The 15470-nt window shown below is 67.2% G+C and carries 12 protein-coding genes and 1 tRNA gene; 2 read left to right on the plus strand and 11 right to left on the minus strand.

Features of this window, described 5'->3' with window-relative positions; all coding sequences use genetic code 11:
• Positions 1-11 precede the first annotated feature (11 nt).
• Genes LXN00_RS02955 through LXN00_RS02985 form a run of 7 tightly spaced genes read right to left on the minus strand, consistent with a single transcriptional unit; the run spans position 12 to position 8289 of the window.
• Positions 12-1724, minus strand: coding sequence for a M3 family oligoendopeptidase (locus LXN00_RS02955; protein WP_234504547.1), 1713 nt, complete (start codon positions 1722-1724; stop codon positions 12-14).
• A 17-nt stretch (positions 1725-1741) separates the two neighbouring features.
• Positions 1742-2809: a branched-chain amino acid ABC transporter permease gene (locus LXN00_RS02960; protein ID WP_234504550.1), complete on the minus strand. Its 1068-nt coding sequence runs from the start codon at positions 2807-2809 to the stop codon at positions 1742-1744.
• Between the two features lies 1 nt (position 2810).
• The gene (locus LXN00_RS02965; RefSeq protein ID WP_234504552.1) at positions 2811-4664 is read right to left on the minus strand and encodes an AMP-binding protein; all 1854 of its coding nucleotides are present in this window, start codon (positions 4662-4664) and stop codon (positions 2811-2813) included.
• Between the two features lie 3 nt (positions 4665-4667).
• Positions 4668-5417 carry an ABC transporter ATP-binding protein gene (locus LXN00_RS02970; protein ID WP_234505158.1) on the minus strand — a complete coding sequence of 250 codons (750 nt, stop codon included), beginning with the start codon at positions 5415-5417 and terminating at the stop codon, positions 4668-4670.
• Positions 5417-6193, minus strand: a complete 777-nt coding sequence (locus LXN00_RS02975) for an ABC transporter ATP-binding protein (protein ID WP_234504554.1) — start codon at positions 6191-6193, stop codon at positions 5417-5419. The genes LXN00_RS02970 and LXN00_RS02975 overlap by 1 nt, the downstream gene beginning before the upstream one ends.
• Positions 6193-7068, minus strand: coding sequence for a branched-chain amino acid ABC transporter permease (locus LXN00_RS02980; RefSeq protein WP_234504556.1), 876 nt, complete (start codon positions 7066-7068; stop codon positions 6193-6195). The genes LXN00_RS02975 and LXN00_RS02980 overlap by 1 nt, the downstream gene beginning before the upstream one ends.
• Positions 7069-7104: 36 nt before the next feature.
• Positions 7105-8289, minus strand: a complete 1185-nt coding sequence (locus tag LXN00_RS02985) for an ABC transporter substrate-binding protein (RefSeq protein ID WP_234504557.1) — start codon at positions 8287-8289, stop codon at positions 7105-7107.
• An 86-nt stretch (positions 8290-8375) separates the two neighbouring features.
• Between LXN00_RS02985 and LXN00_RS02990 the strand changes: the two genes are divergently transcribed.
• Positions 8376-9812 (plus strand): lyase family protein, encoded by a 1437-nt coding sequence (locus LXN00_RS02990; protein WP_234504560.1) that lies wholly within the window; start codon positions 8376-8378, stop codon positions 9810-9812.
• Positions 9813-10008: 196 nt separating this feature from the next.
• Here the strand turns inward: LXN00_RS02990 and LXN00_RS02995 are convergent, their stop codons facing one another.
• Together LXN00_RS02995 and uvrA are read right to left on the minus strand one after the other, a co-directional pair.
• The gene (locus LXN00_RS02995; protein WP_234504561.1) at positions 10009-10941 is read right to left on the minus strand and encodes an NAD-dependent epimerase/dehydratase family protein; all 933 of its coding nucleotides are present in this window, start codon (positions 10939-10941) and stop codon (positions 10009-10011) included.
• 66 nt (positions 10942-11007) lie between these two features.
• Positions 11008-13866, minus strand: coding sequence for an excinuclease ABC subunit UvrA (uvrA, locus tag LXN00_RS03000; RefSeq protein ID WP_234504563.1), 2859 nt, complete (start codon positions 13864-13866; stop codon positions 11008-11010).
• 61 nt (positions 13867-13927) lie between these two features.
• Here uvrA and LXN00_RS03005 point away from each other — a divergent pair, with 61 nt between their 5' ends.
• A complete protein-coding gene (locus LXN00_RS03005; RefSeq protein ID WP_234504566.1) occupies positions 13928-14959 on the plus strand; it encodes an SIS domain-containing protein in 1032 nt (343 codons plus the stop codon).
• Here LXN00_RS03005 and LXN00_RS03010 read toward each other — a convergent pair.
• Both LXN00_RS03010 and LXN00_RS03015 read right to left on the minus strand, forming a co-directional pair.
• Positions 14956-15285 (minus strand): tRNA-binding protein, encoded by a 330-nt coding sequence (locus tag LXN00_RS03010; protein ID WP_234504568.1) that lies wholly within the window; start codon positions 15283-15285, stop codon positions 14956-14958. The genes LXN00_RS03005 and LXN00_RS03010 overlap by 4 nt on opposite strands.
• 44 nt (positions 15286-15329) lie before the next feature.
• Positions 15330-15406 (minus strand) — tRNA-Ile (locus tag LXN00_RS03015).
• Between the last annotated feature and the right edge of the window lie 64 nt (positions 15407-15470).

Consider the following 15470-nt stretch of genomic DNA (forward strand, 5'->3'; position numbering starts at 1 on the left):
CCCATTCTCGCCTAGGAGAGGGCCTTTAGCCAAGCCTCCAGGACCCCGAAGCCGTAGCGGAAGAACTCCTCCGAGGCGAGCTCTACCCCCGCTTGCCGGAGGATCTCCTTGGGGCTTTGGCTCTCCCCGGCCTTGAGGACCTCCAGGTACTTGGGCACGAAGGCCTTCCCCTCCTCCAGGTAGCGCCCGTACAGGGCGAGGACCACCAGGTACCCGAGGGCGTAGCTGTAGGTGTAGAAGCGGTAGTGGACGAAGTGGGGGATGCCCGCCCAGGCCGCCCGGTCCAGCTCCGTCCAGGCCACGGCGTCCCCGTAAAGCCTTTCCTGCTCCCGTTGCCAGACCTCGTGGAAGGCCTCCGGGGAGAGGGCGGCTTCTTGGCGGGCCTCGAGGCTCTTCCTTTCAAAGAAGGTGTACATCACCTGGCGGAAGAGGGTGTTGATGGCGTCCTCCAGCCGCTCGGCCAGGAGGAGGGTTTTTTCCTCCCCGGAAAGCCTTTCCATGAGGAGGTCGTCCAGGAGGAGCTCGGCGAAGACGCTGGCGGTTTCCGCCAGGGGGGTGGAGGCCCCGAAGTTGAGGAGGCGTTGCCCCCGGGCCAGGTAGAAGTGCACCCCGTGCCCGAGCTCGTGGGCTAGGGTGTGGGCGCTATCCAGGTCGTCCGTGTGGTTGAGGAGGACGTAGGGGTGGGTGGAGGGAAGCCCCCCGGAGCAGAAGGCCCCGCCCCGCTTGCCGGGCCTGGGGTAGACGTCAATCCAGCGCTTTTCAAAGAACTCCCGGGCGATGGCCTCCATCTCCGGGGAGAAGCGGCGGAAGGCCTCGAGGACCAGCTCCTTCGCCTCCCCGAAGGGCACCTTGGGCTTCTCCCCCAGGGGGGCGAGGAGGTCTTGGCTTGGCGTCCTCTCCAGGCCGAGCCTTTTGGCCTTGAAGCGGTAGTAGGCCTCCACCAAGGGGTAGTGAGCCTCCGTGGCGGCGAGGAGGGCCTCAATGTCCTTAACCTCCACCTCGTCCCTTAGGGCCACGGGCTCCAAGGGGTGGCGGTAGCCCCTTAGCCTTAGCTCCTGGAGATAGTCCAGATAAACCGCGTTAAAGACGGCGCTCAGGGTGGGGGCCTCGGCCAAGAGCTTCCCGTAAAGCGCCCGGTGGGCCTCCCGCCGCACCTCGGGGTCGGGGTCGCGGCGGAGGGCGCGCACCTCCATCTCCGTGAGCTCCTTGCCCCTTAGGGAGAAGCGGAAGCGGCCCGTGTACTCCGTGTAGAACTGGCTCCAGGCGCTCCTGCCCACCAGGGCCTTCAGGTTCAAAAGCTCCTCCTCCCTCTCCGAAAGGGTGTGGGGGGCGTAGGCCCGCTGCCTCAGGAGGAAGTGGCGGAGGTCGGCGAGCCCTGGGTGGTCTAGCAGGGCCTCAAAGGCCTCCTCCGGAAGCCGCCTCAGGGCCACCTCCAGGGGCACGAGGCGGTTTCGCACCTCGGTGAAGCGGTTCCGCACCCGGTCCAGGAGGGCCTTGGCCGCGGGGTCCTGGGTCCGGGTGGCGAAGTAGAGGCTAGCGAAGTTGAGGGGCTTGTAGGCCTTCTCCAGGGCCTCCTCGTAGCGGCGGAAGAGGCTTGGGGCCTTTTCGGGAAAGGAGAGGTCCTCGGGGTTTAGGCCTGCCGCCAGGGCGAGGGCGGCCTCGAGGTCCGCCATGATCCCCGGATCCTCGGGGCCGCTATAGAGGTCGGAAAGGTCCCATTCCACGGGAGCCAGTATAGCCCTTAGTAGGGCAAGGGCCAGGTGCGGAAGTAATTCCGTATCCTGCCCCAGAGGCCCACGAGGCCCAAGGGCTCCAGGATGAGGAAGAGGAGGATAAGAAGGCCGAAGGCCACGTTGCGCCAGGCGGCCAGGGTGGCGGCGTACTCGGGGCCTAAGGCCCCCACGAAGCTATTCAAGACCTCCGGGATGAGGAGGACGAAAAAAGCCCCCAAGACCGCCCCCAGGACCGTCCCCGCCCCGCCCACGATGACCATGGCCAGGTACTGGATGCTCACGCTCAAGGGGAAGTACTCCGGGGTCACCGCCTTGTAGAGCTGGGCCAAAAGCCCCCCTGCCACCCCGGCGTAGAAGGCGGAAAGGGCGAAGGCGAAAAGCTTCACCCGGGTCAGGTCTACCCCTGCCACCCGGGCGGAGAGGTCGTTGTCCCGCACGGCGTTGAAGGCCCGCCCGGCCCGGGTCATGAGGAGGCGCTTGCCGTAGAAGAAGAGGGGCAGGGCGAAGAGGAGGACCAGGTACCAAAGCCTTTCCGGCGTGTCCAGCTTGACGCCCAAGAGCTCCGCCGGGGGCAGGGTGCGCCCCCTGATCCCCCCCGTCACCGCCTCCCAGTTCTTGAAGACGTAGTCCGCCAGGAACTGGAAGGCCAAGGTGGCGATGGCGAGGTAAACCCCTTTAATGCGCAGGGAGGGGAGGGCGAGCACCAGGCCCAAAAGGGCGGCGATGCCCCCGCCCAGGAGGATGCCCAAGGGGGCGAGGGGCCCGAAGAGGTGGCTTGCCGCATAGGCCCCCACGCCCATGAAGGCGGCGTGGCCCAAGGAGATCTGCCCCGCTCCGCCCACCAGGAGGTGGAGCCCCAGGGCGGAGAGGGCGCCGATGGCCACCAGGGTGGCCACGTACATGGGGTAGGGCCCAAGGAGGAAGGGGAGAAGAAGGAGGAGAAGGAGAAAAACCCAGAGGGCGAGCCGCCCCAAGGGGGTGGAGGCGTAGGCCTCGTCCTCCCGGTAGGTTTCCCGCACCGCCCGGGCGAAGCGGCGGCTAAAGGCGTCGGTGAGGCTTTTAGAAAGGGCGTACACCTTACACCTCCTGGACCTCGAGGACCGCTTCCAGCCGCCCTTCCCCCTCGAGGTAGCGGATGGGCAGGCTCACCTCTACCCGGCCCCCCTCCCCGTAAAGGGCCTGGATCACGGGGGCGTAGCGGTGCTCCACCACCTGGCGGCGCACCTTGCGGGTGCGGGTGATCTCCTCGTCGTCGGGGTGGAGTTCCTTGGGCAGGATGGCGAAGCGCTGGATGCGGAGCTTTTCCGGCAGGGTCCGATTCACCATGCGGATCTCCTCGGCGATCAAGGCCCGCACCTCGGGGCGCTCCGTGAGGGAGAGGTAGGTGGTGAAGGGGATGCCCCGCCTTCGGGCCCAGTTCTGCACGTTCTCGGGGTCTAGCTCCACCAAGGCGGTCACGAAGGGCTTCCCGTGGCCCAGGACCACGGCTTCCCGGATGTAAGGGGAGTACTTCAGGCGGTTTTCCAAAAACTGCGGGGCGAAGCGGGTGCCGTCCGCCAACGCCCCCACCTCCTTCACCCGGCCCAGGATCACCAGGTGCCCCCGCTCGTCAAAGAAGCCCGCATCCCCGGTGCGGAAGTAGCCGTCCTCCGTGAAGCTTTCCCGGGTGGCCTCCTCCTGCTGGAAGTAGCCCAGGAAGACCTGGGGGCCCTTTACCTGGATCTCGCCCTCCGGGCTTATGCGCACCTCCGTCCCCGGCAAAGGAGGCCCCACGGTTTCGGGTGGGGCGTCCCCGGTGGCGTGGGCGGTGGTGGCGGCGGCGGTTTCCGATTGGCCGTAGACCTGCCGGATGTCCAGGCCGAGGGCGCGGAAGAAGGTGAAGACCTCGTTCCCCAAAGGCGCCCCCCCGGTGACGGCGATGCGGCAGGCAGCGAGGCCTAGCCTGGCCCTTAGGGGCCTGGCCACCAGGGGGTAGAAGAGGGCCCGCTTGAGGTTTAGCCAAAGCCCCACGGGCTCGCCCCTGAACTCCCGGCTTGCCCCTTCCAGGAGGGCGCCCATCCCCACCCGGTAAACGAAGGCCTTGAGGAAGTCGGCGTCCTGCATGCGGCTTTGGATGAGGCTCGCCATGTCCTCCCAAAGCCTCGGGGGGGCCAGGAAGAAGTCGGGCTGCACCTCCTTGAGGTCCTCCCGCAAGGTGGTGGGGTCCTCGGGGAAGTGGACCGTGGAGCCTTCCACGAGGCTTTGAACCACGGTGAGCATCTGCTCGCCGATCCAGGGCAAGGGAAGGTAGCTAAAGACCCAGGCCCCCTTCTGGAAGCCCAAAGCTTGGCGCAAGGCCTCGTGGCCGGCCAGGAGGTTTTGGTGGGAGAGCATGGCCAGCTTGCTCCGCCCCGTGGTGCCCGAGGTGGGGGCGAGGAGAGCCACCTCCTCCGGGTGGCGCCTTCGCACCGCCTCTTCCCCCAAGCGCGCATCGCCAAAAGCCTGGCTGAACCGCCGCACCTTGCCCCGGAAGTGGCGGCTCATCCCCGCCTCCTCCCAGACCAGGACGAAATCCACCAGGTGGAGGTGGGGGTAGACCTTGTCCAGCTGTTCCTCGTCGGCCACCACGATGCCCCTGGCCCCCGTGAACTCCAGGAAGTAGCCCACCTCCTCGGGCATGGCGTCGGCGTAGATGCCCATGGGGAGGGCGCCCAGGGCCTGGGCGGCGAGCTCCGCCTCCACCCACTCGGGGGCGTTGTGCCCCAGGATGGCGAGGACCTCGCCTTCCTTCAGGCCCAGGGCCTCTAGCCCTCCCGCCAGGCGCAAGACCTTCTCCCAAAGCTCCCGCCAGGAGGTCTTCTGCCAAACCCCAAGCCGCTTCACCCTGAGAGCCGGGGCCTCTGGGGCCTCCTTGGCGTGGCGGTAAAGGTGTTCTAAGAGGGTCCCTTTCATGGCTTAGGCATGGCCCAGGTAGGCTTCCACCACCTTGGGATCCTTTCGTACCCCTTCCGGGGGCCCGTAGTAAAGCACCTCCCCATAGGAGAGGACCAGGACCCTGTCGGAAAGCTCCAGCACGGCCCTTAGGTCGTGCTCCACCCAAAGGAGGGTGACCCCCCATTCCTCCCGGGCGTCCAGGAGGAAGCGGGCCAGGTCCTGCTTCTCCTCTAGGGCGAGGCCCGCCATGGGCTCGTCCAGGAGGAGGAGTTTGGGGCGGCCCGCCAGGGCCCGGGCCACCTCCACCCGTTTTTGCAGGCCATAGGGGAGCATTCCTGCCGGGGCGTGGCGGTAGGGGGAGAGGTGGAGGTAGTCCAGCACCTCCTCGGCCCAGGCCCTAAGCCGCCACTCCCTTTCCGCCTTGGGGAGGCCCAAGGGGTAGCTGGGGAGGGCGAGCTCCGCTCCCAGCTTCACGTTGTCCAACACGCTCATGCCCCGGAAGATCTCTAAGCCCTGGAAGGTGCGGCCAAGGCCCATGCGGGCCCTTTCCTGGGGGCTTTTCCCCTTGAGGCTTTGCCCCAGGAAGACCACCTCTCCCTTTTCCGGCTCGTACACCCCGGAAAGGACGTTGAGGAGGGTGGTCTTGCCCGCCCCGTTGGGTCCGATGACGGCGAAGAACTCCCCCTCGGTCACGGCGAAGGCCACCCCGGCCAGGGCCTTGACCCCCTTGAAGGAAAGGTGCAGGTTTTGGGCCTCGAGGATCACCCCCATCACACCCACCTCTTCCGCCTGCGGTAACGGCGGGCCTGCCGGAAGCCCACCTCCTCCTTGCCCAGGTAAAACTCCATCACGTCCTGGTCCTCTCTGGCAGCCGCTTTGTCCCCCTCAAAGACCACCCGGCCCCGCTCCAAAACATAGACCCGATCCACGATGGCCAGGGCAGCCCGGGCGTTTTGCTCCACCAGGAGGAGGCTTAGCCCTTTTTCCCGCCGGAGGGCGTCCAGGGTCCGCATCACCTCCTCCACCAGCTTCGGGGCGAGGCCCAAGGAGGGCTCGTCCACCACGAGAAGCCTAGGGCGGGTGAGGAGGGCCATGCCCAAAAGGAGCATCTGCTGCTCCCCTCCCGAGAGGTAGCCCGCCTGCTCGTGGCGGCGCTCGTAGAGGCGGGGGAAGCGGGCGAAGACCTCCTCTATCCCCTCCTTGAGCTCCCTGGGGCTTAGGCGGTGGCCCGCCGCCACCAGGTTCTCTAGGGGCGTGAGGTAGCGGAAGAGGGGCCTGCCCTCCAACACCGCCGTGAGGCCCATCCTGGAGAGGCGCACGGGGTCCAGGTGGGTGGTGTCCTGGCCGAGGAAGCGGATGTGCCCGTCCAGAACCCGCCCCTCAAACTTGGAAAGAAGCCCGGCCACGGCCCTCACCAGAGAGCTTTTCCCCGCCCCGTTGGGGCCCAAAAGCGCCACCGCCTCCCCGTCCCCCACCTCCAGGGAAACCCCGTCCAGGGCCAGGATCACCCCGCGGTAGACCACCTTGAGGTTCTCCACGGAAAGCATCACACCCTCTCAATCTGCCGTTCGCCCAAAAGCCCGTAAGGCCTCACCAAGAGCACCAGAAGGACCACCAAGAAGGGCAAGGCCTCGGTGAAGCCCGGGAGAATGGGTTCCAGGTAGCGTTGGGAAAGGGCCTCCAAGACGCCCAGCAAGAACCCGGCGAGAAGCGCCCCGCCCACGGAGTCCAAACCCCCCAGGATGGCCACGGGGAAGACCTTCATGCCGAAGAAGACCAGGTTGTGCCCCACCCCGCTCGCCACCGCCAAAAGCGCCCCCGCCAAGGTGGCGAGGAGGGCGGAAACCCCCCAGACCCCGGCCAGGATGCGGGCGGTGGGGATGCCCAGGGCCAAGGCGGCCACCTCCCGCTCGGAAATGGCCCGTACCAGGATGCCGTATTTGCTCCGCCTTAGAAGCCATAGAAGGCCAAGCCCTAGAGGGAGGGCCAAAAGCAGGTTCCACACCGCCCGGGAGGACACAAACACGCCCCCTGCCTGGAACCCCAGGTCCGGCAGGCTTCCTGCCAGATACTTGAGGTCCGGCCCCCAAAGGAGCTGGACCCCCCCGTCCAGGGCCGCCGCCAGGCCGATGGTGGCCATGATGACCGCCACCACGTTCCGGCCCAATAGGGGCCTTACGAAACCCCGTTCCACCAAGACGCCGAAGAGGAAGGCCAGGGGCAAGGCGCCCAGGATGGCCAAGGGGAGGGGCAGGAAGAGGGCGAAGGTGTAGGTGAGGTAGGCCCCCACCAGCAAGAACTCCCCGATGGCGAAGTTCACCACGCTGGTGGCCCGGTAGACCAGGACGAAACCTAACGCCAGGAGTCCGTAAAGGGCTCCGTTGGCTAGGCCGCCCACGAGGTAGGGCAGGAGGTCGGACACGGATCCTCCAAGGGGGTAGGCCGAAAGGGGAGGCCTTTAGGCCAGCTTGATCCAGTCGGTGATGGCGTTGAAGCGCCCGTCCCGCACGCTCGCCCGGTAGAGCTTGGTGTAGGGCAGGCGGTGATTGACGAACTGGTAGCTCCGTTGCAGGCCCAGGCCGTTGTAGTCCCCGAGCTTTTCCAGGTGCTCCACCAACCCGGCCCGGGTGAGCTTCCCCGCCGCCGCCGCCCGGCGCATGGCCTCGGCCACGGCCAGGGCCACGGCCAGGCTACCCATGTAGTAGGTGGGGCGGTAGGAGGTGTCCCGGCCCTTGCGCTGGCGGAACCTGCGCATCTCGTCCACGGCGGGCACCAGGGTGTCGTACCAGTAGGCGTTGTGGTAGGTGACGGTGAAGCCCTCCGCCGCCGGGCCCGCCCGCTGGATGAGGGCGAGCTCCGCCGAGTAGTACGTGCCCATGAACCGGGCCTGCAAGCCCTGCTCCCGGGCGGTGCGGAGGATGAGGGGCTCCGCGGAGAGGGCGTAGCCTTGGAGGATCACGTAATCGGGGTTGGCCCGACGGAGGTTCAGCACCACGGGGGTGGCGTCGGTGAAGGCGGCAGGGGTTACCTCCTCGTGCACCACCTCCATGCCCAGGGCCTTGGCCCGTTCCTTCACGTAGGGGATGGGGTCGCGGCCGAACTCCGTGTTGGAGTAAACCAGGGCGATGCGGGCCCGGGCCTTCTCCAAGCGGATCTGGCGCAGGAGGGCCTCCATCATGTCGTTGTAGGTGGGGCCGAAGACGAAGATGGTGGGGTAGGTCTTGGGGTCGGCGAGCTCGTTGGCGAAGCTGGTGGCGGAGTAGGGGAGGCCCAGGCGGGCGATCTCGGGGGCCAGGGCCTTGGAAAGCCCCGTGGAGTCCCCGTAGACGAAAAGGAGCTCGTCTGGCCTTTCGCGGGAAAGGACCCGGTTGAAGGCGGCGGTGCCCTTGGCCACGTCGTAGCCCGTGTCCTCCACGATGAGCTCAAGCCTACGGCCGCCGATGCCGCCTAGGACCTCGTTCACGTAGTCCACCCCGTCCACGAAGCCTTCCCGCCCGGCGTTCCCGGCGAAGGCGAAGGGCCCCGTGAGGGGCAGGAGGGTGGCGAGCTTCACCGGCCTGGCCTGGGCCAAGCCGATGTACGGCACGCCCAAGGCCGCCAAGGAACCCACGCCCACTTTCCGCAAAAACTCCCTGCGCTTCATGTTTGCCTCCTTCCCGCTTTGCTTGCGGCCAACATAACACGGGGGCTTTTCCCCCGTCAACGGGCCTTGCGGACTAGGATGGGAGCATGCGCTGGCATGGGGTCTACCGTCGGCACGTGCTTGCCCCCCACTACCGCTTCGCCCGGGAGCGCCTGGTGCCCCACTTCTTTGACGCCCTCACCGCCTATGCCCTAGAGCTTGCCCGCCTGGGCCTCCCCAAGGCCAAGGAGGCGGTGTTCGCCCTGAGGGAGCTTCGCACCCTGCCCCTTCCCAGCTTCACCGGGGAGGTGGAGGACGTCTTCTTCTCCATCCAGCTCCAGCTTTCCGAGCACTGGGGGGAGGAGGTGGCGGGGGCCGTGCGCCGGGGCCTTTCCCGGAACGATCTGGACCTCACCGTCTTCCGCGCCTACTTGAAGGACCAGGTCCTTGCCCTTCTCGGGGATTTTCTGCGCTTGCGGCGTGCCCTCTTGCGCCTGGCGGAGGCCCAGTTCGGCGTGCCCCTCGTCCTCGCTACCCACCACCAGCCGGCCCAGCCCTCCACCTTGGACCACTACCTCCTTGGGGTGGAGGCCCTTCTAGAGCGGGACTACCGGAGGCTTGTCCATGCCCTTGCCACCCTGGACCGCTCGCCCCTGGGGGCAAGCGCCCTGGCGGGCAGCCCCTACCCCGTGGACCGGGTGCGCCTCGCCCACCTCTTGGGCTTCCAGGGGCCCATAGAGCACACCTTGGATGCCGTGGCCGCTGGGGATTACGCCCTAGAGCTCGCCTTCGCCCTGGCGGGGTTGGGGACAAGCCTTTCCCGCCTCCTCACCGACCTCCTGGCCTGGGCGGCCCGGGGGGCCTTTGTGGTGGGGGAAAGCCTCGCCCAAGGGTCCAGCTTCATGCCGCAAAAGCGAAACCCGGTGGTGCTGGAGCACGCCCGCATCCGGGCGGGGAACCTTTTGGGCGGGGCGGGGGTTTTGCCCTACCTCAACCACAATACCCCCTTCACCGACCTCAACGACCACTCCACGGGTGTTTTGGAGCCCTTGGCCAACCTTTTGGCCGAGGCGGAGGCAGCCCTAGAGCTCACCCGGGTAGCCCTGGAGGAAAGCCGCTTTGAGCCGGCCCTTCTCCTGGAGGCCCTTTCCCCGGAGGTCTTGGCCTCGGAGGCGGTGGACTTGCTGGTGCGCAAAGGGGTTCCCCTCCCCGAGGCTTACCGCCGGGTGCGGGGGGCTTTGCCGGGGGTGCGGCCCGAGCTTTTGGGGGTGGACCGGGAGGAGCTGGTGGCCTGGATGAGCCTCGAGGCCTTCTTCGCCCGGCGGGAGGTCCTGGGGGGCGTGGGGCCGGAGGCCAGAAGGAAGGCGCTAAGCGGGGCCAAGAAGCGCCTCCGGGAGGACCGGAAGGCCCTAGCCGCCCTGCGGGCTAGGGTGCGGTTGGCCCGCAGGCGCCTCCTCACGGAGGACCCGGAGGGTCAGGAAGGCGTGGAGGGTCTTGGGGAAGGGGGCGAGGTAAAAGGCCAGGAGGAGGAGTCCAAGCCCTAAAAGCTTGGGCAAGAAGAAGGCCAGGCTTAAGGCGAAGAGAACGGCCGTGAGGACGTAAACCAGGCCCCCTAGCCCCTGCGCCCCCAACCGGGCCAGGGCCAAAGCTACCCGGCCTCCCCCCAGGACCGCAGCGAACCATCCCGGGCGGAGGAACCGTACGCTCATACCCCCTCTTTGGATGGGGGAGGGGGGTATGTCAACGCCCTTGGAAATACGCCACCGTGCGCCGGATGCCCTCCTTGAAGCCCACCTCGGGACGCCAGCCGTGGGCCATGAGCTTTAGGGGCGAAAGCACGCTCCGCTCCAAGTCCCCTGGGCGGGGAGGGGCGGGGTTTACCTCGGGCGTCTTCCCCGCCGCCTCGGCCACGGCCTCCAGCACCTCCTTGGTGGTGTGGCCTTCCCCGGTCCCCACGTTGTAGACCCCTTCTAGGCCCTTTAGGGCCAGGTTGTGGGCCCGCACCACATCCTCCACGTAGATGTAGTCCCGCACGCACCCTTCGTCCCCTGGGTTCTTGCGGGCGTAGAGGGTGACGGGTTCTCCCTTCAGGACCCTTTCGGCGAAGATGGCCACCACCCCCGCCTCCCCGTGGGGGTCTTGGCGGGGCCCGTAGACGTTGGCGTAGCGCAGGGCCACCCATTTGAGGCCGTAGTTCTGGCCATAGGCGGAGAGGTAGTGCTCAAAGCTGGCCTTGCTGGCGGCGTAAGGGCTTTTGGGCCTGGGGGGCCAGGTTTCCTCGGCGCTTTCCCCTTCCGGCACCTCCCCGTAGATGGCCCCACCCGTGGAGGCGAAGACCAGCTTCTCCACCCCCCACTTGCGGCAGGCCTCGAGGAGGTTTAGCCCCCCCATGAGGTTCACCTCAAAGTCCAAAAGGGGGTTTTCCACGCTCACCTTCACCGAGGCCTGGGCGGCCTGGTGGGACACGTGGGTGGGGCGGAACTCGCGGAAAACCCGCTCAAGCCCCTCCCTATCCCGTAGGTCCACCTTGTAGAAATAAATCCCCTGGGGGACGTTTTCCCGCTTGCCCGTGGCCAGGTTGTCCAGGACCGCCACCTCCACCCCTTCTTTCCATAGGCTTTCCACGATGTGGCTGCCGATGAAGCCGGCACCGCCTGTTACCAGTACCCGCATGCTTCCTCCCGGGCCTAAGCCCTAATCCAGGCTACTTTACCGAGGGGGGTTCCCCAAGGCAAGGGCTTACCGGGCTCCCACCTCAATCCTTTCGGCGATCTCGGGGATGCGGGCCAGGAAGACCCCGGTGGGGCTTCCCGAAAGGGCCACCTCCTCCGGGGTCCCCTCGGCCACGATCTCCCCACCCCGGTCCCCGCCCTCGGGGCCCAGGTCAATGACCCAGTCCGCCGTCTTCACCACGTCCAGGTTGTGCTCAATGACCACCACGGTGTTGCCGGCGTCCACCAGGCGGTGGAGCACGTCCAAAAGCTTGGCCACGTCCTCAAAGTGCAGGCCCGTGGTGGGCTCGTCCAGGATGTACAGGGTGCGGCCCGTGGCCTTGCGCCCGAGCTCCGTGGCCAGCTTGATCCGCTGCGCCTCCCCGCCGGAGAGGGTGGGGGAAGGTTGGCCAAGCCGCATGTAGCCGAGCCCCACGTCCACCATGAGCTGGAGCTTACGGGCGATGGTGGGAACGTTTTGGAAAAACTCCAGGGCCTCCTCGGCGGTCATGTCCAGAACATCGGCGATGCTCTTGCCCCTTAGCTTGACCTCGAGGGTTTCCTTGTTGTACCGCTTCCCCTTGCACACCTCGCAGGGCACGTAGAGGTCCGGCAGGAAGAGCATCTCAATCCTCACCGTGCCGTCCCCCCCGCAGGCCTCGCACCGCCCGCCCTTGACGTTGAAGGAGAAGCGGCCAGGGCCGTAGCCCCGCTTCCTGGCCTCCGGGGTCTTGGCGAAGAGGTCGCGGATCTCGTCAAAGATGCCCGTGTAGGTGGCGGGGTTGGAGCGGGGGGTGCGGCCGATGGGGGACTGGTCAATCTCAATGACCTTGTCCAGGTGCTCTATGCCCTCCAAGGCCTCGTAGGCCCCCGGGGTGGTCTTGGCCCGCATGAGCCTTTGGGCCAGGGCGGCGTAGAGGACGTCGTGGATCAGGGTGCTCTTGCCGCTTCCCGAAGGCCCCGTCACGGCCACGAAGCGGCCCAAGGGGATCCGGAGGGTGACGTTTTTCAGGTTGTGCTCCCGGGCGCCCCTTAGGACGAGCCACTTGCCGTTCCCCTTGCGCCTTTCCTTGGGCACGGGGATCTTCCTTTCGCCCCTCAGGTACGCCCCGGTGAGGCTCCGGGGATTTCTTAGGATTTCCTCCAAGGGCCCCTGGGCCACCACCTCCCCCCCGTGGATGCCCGCCCCTGGGCCCATGTCCACGATCCAGTCGGCGGCCCGCATGGTTTCCTCGTCGTGCTCCACCACGATGAGGGTGTTGCCCAGGGCCTGCAGGCGCTTCAGGGTGGCGATGAGGCGCTGGTTGTCCCGGGGGTGGAGGCCGATGGAGGGCTCGTCCAGGACGTAGAGGACCCCCGTGAGGCCGCTCCCCACCTGGGTGGCCAGGCGGATGCGTTGCGCCTCGCCCCCGGAGAGGGTGTTGGCCGCCCGGTCCAGGGTCAGGTAGTCCAGGCCCACCCCCACCAGGAAGCCAAGCCGCTCCACGATCTCCCGGAGGATGGGCCGGGCGATCTGGGCCTGGAAGGGGGATAGGCGCTCCTCAAGCCCCTGGAAGAAGGCCAAAGCCTCCCGCACGGGCAAGGCGGAGACCTCGGCGATGTTCTTGCCCGCCACCTTTACCGAGAGCACCTCCTTCTTGTACCGGGTACCCCCGCAGGCCGGGCAAGGCTTCAGGGACATGAAGCTTTCCAGGGCCTCCCGCACCCCCTCGGACTCCGCCTCCTGGTAGCGCTTTTCCAACCAGGGGATGACCCCTTCGTAGTGCACCTCCACCCGGAAGGTTTCCTTCCCTCCCCGGCGGAAGACCACCTCAAAGGGCTCGGGCAGGCCGTAGAGCACCGCCCGCTGCACCGCCTCGGGCAGGTCCTTGAAGGGGGTTTTGAGGTCAAAGCCCAGGTACTCGGAAAGGGCCCGGAGGCGGTCCCAGAGGTAGCTCCGCCCCGTGTCCCGGCCCCGGGCCCAGGGCAGGATGGCCCCTTCCGCAAGGGAAAGCTCGGGGTTTATGACCAGTTCGGGGTCAAACTCCTGCTTGTACCCCAGGCCCGAGCAGGCGGGGCAGGCCCCGTAAGGGGCGTTGAAGGAGAAGATGCGGGGTTCCAGTTCCTCCAGGACGCTTCCGTGCTCGGGGCAGGCGAACTTCTCCGAGTAAAGCTCCTCCTCCCCCAGATCGGGGTAGAGGACGCGCAGAAGCCCTTCGCCCCGGAGGAGGGCGAGCTCCACCGCCTCGGCGATGCGGGGGCGTTCCTCCTCCTTGAGGACCACCCGGTCCACCACCAGGTCAATGTCGTGCTTCTCGTACTTCTCCAGGTTGAGGCCCTGTGCCTCCTCCAGGAGGTAGATCACCCCGTCCACCCGCACCCGGGCGTACCCCTCCTTCAGGAGTTGCTGGAAGAGTTTCCGGTACTCCCCCTTTCTCCCCCGCACCAGGGGGGCCATGAGGACGGCCCGGGTGCCCTGGGGCTTTTGCAGGAGGCGGTCGGTGATCTCACTGGCGGACTGCTTCTCAATGGGGCGGCCGCAGGTGGGGCAGTAGGCCTGGCCCACCCGGGCGAAGAGGAGGCGGAGGTAGTCGTGGATCTCCGTCACCGTGCCCACGGTGGAGCGGGGGTTGTGGCTCGTGGTCTTCTGGTCAATGGAGATGGCGGGGGAGAGGCCTTCAATGCTCTCCACCTCCGGTTTGTCCATGACCCCGAGGAACTGGCGGGCGTAGCTGGAGAGGCTTTCCACGTACCGCCGTTGCCCCTCGGCGTAGATGGTGTCAAAGGCCAAGGTGCTCTTCCCCGAGCCCGAAACCCCGGTGATGACGATGAATTTGCCCCGGGGGAGCTCAAGGTGGATGTTCTTGAGGTTGTGCTCCCTCGCGCCCCGGATGACGATGCGGTCCATCCGTGGAAGTATACCACCCCTTTGGGGCAGGGGGTAGGGTGGGCGGGCTACAATGGGGGACATGGCTTCCTTCATGCGCCAGGAGGCGGAAGAAGCCCCCCAGGTGGTGGAGAGGCTTCTAAGGGAGAACGAAGCGGAGGTGAAAAGCCTGGCCGCTTTCCTAAAGCGCAAGCCCCCGGCCTTGGCCCTCACCGTGGCCCGGGGGAGTTCGGACCACGCCGCCCTCTTCGCCAAGTACCTCCTCGAGGCCCGCCTGGAGTGGCCCGTGCTCCCCTTGGCCCCTTCCGTCCTCACCCTCTACCGGGCGCGGCCCAAGCCTCCCCACCCCGCCCTCCTCCTCGCCTACAGCCAGAGCGGGGAAAGCCCGGACCTCCTGGAAGCCGTGCGGGCCTACCGGGGGAGGGGCGTCCTCACCGTGGCCCTGGTGAACCGGGAGGATAGCCCCTTGGCGAGGGAGGCGGAGGTGGTCTTTCCCCTCCATGCGGGGGAGGAAAAGGCGGTGGCGGCCACCAAGAGCTTCCTCGCCATGCTGGCGGCCACGGCCCATCTCCTCGCCCACCTCCTGGAAGACCCCCGGCTTAGGGAAGCCCTGCCCGCCTTGCCCGAGGCCTTGGGGCGGGCTTTGGAAACGAAGGGGGACCTGGGGTACCTGGAGGAGGCGGAGGACCTCTTCGTGCTGGGGCGGGGCTTCACCTTTCCCGTGGCCCTCGAGGCGGCCCTGAAGCTAAAGGAGGTGGCGGCCCTCCACGCCGAAGGGCTTTCCTTGGCAGAGTTCCTCCACGGGCCCCAGGCCCTTTTGCAGGAGGGGTTTCCCGTGTTGGCCCTGGTGCAGAAGGACGAGGCCCTGGAAGGGGTTTTGGAAACCCTGGAGGGCCTACGGGCCAAGGGCGCCCACCTCCTGGTCCTCTCCCCCGAGCCCGACGCCTTGGCCCTGGCCCACGCCCCCTTGGCGCTTCCCGTGGCCCTTGCCCCCGAGCTCACCCCGCTTCTCCTCGCCCAGGCCTTTTATCCCTTGGCCGAGGCCCTGGCCCGGGCCCGCGGCCAGGACCCCGACCGCCCCCGGTACCTCAGCAAGGTGACCCGGACCCGCTAGAAGACCTTCTCCCCCAGGGGCACCTCGCGCTCGGGGGTGAGGAGGACCACCCGGCCCCCCTCGTCCTTGGCGCCCAGGACCAGGACCTCCGAGGGAAACCCCCCGATGACCCGGGTGCCCAGGTTCACGGCGCAGACCACCAAACGGCCCACCAGGTCCTCGGGCGTGTAGAGCTCGGTAATCTGGGCCGAGCTCCGCTTTACCCCAAAAGGCCCCAGGTCAATCCAGAGCTTGTAGCTGGGCTTTCGCGCCTTCTCGTGGGGTTCCGCCTTCACCACCCGGCCCACGCGCAACTCCAGGAGCTGGAAAGCTTCCAAGGCGTTCATAGCCCCATTTTGCCAAAAAGGAAAAGGCCCCCAAGGGGCCTCGTTGGTGGGCCGTGCAGGACTTGAACCTGCAACCAACCGGTTATGAGCCGGCCGCTCTGACCGATTGAGCTAACGGCCCACGCCAAGGGCTTATTGTAGCACAAGGCCAAAGGCCCTGGGCCCATGGTGTATGCTTTTCCCCA

This window comes from Thermus brockianus, assembly GCF_021462505.1.
GTDB classification, from domain to species: Bacteria; Deinococcota; Deinococci; order Deinococcales; family Thermaceae; genus Thermus; species Thermus hydrothermalis.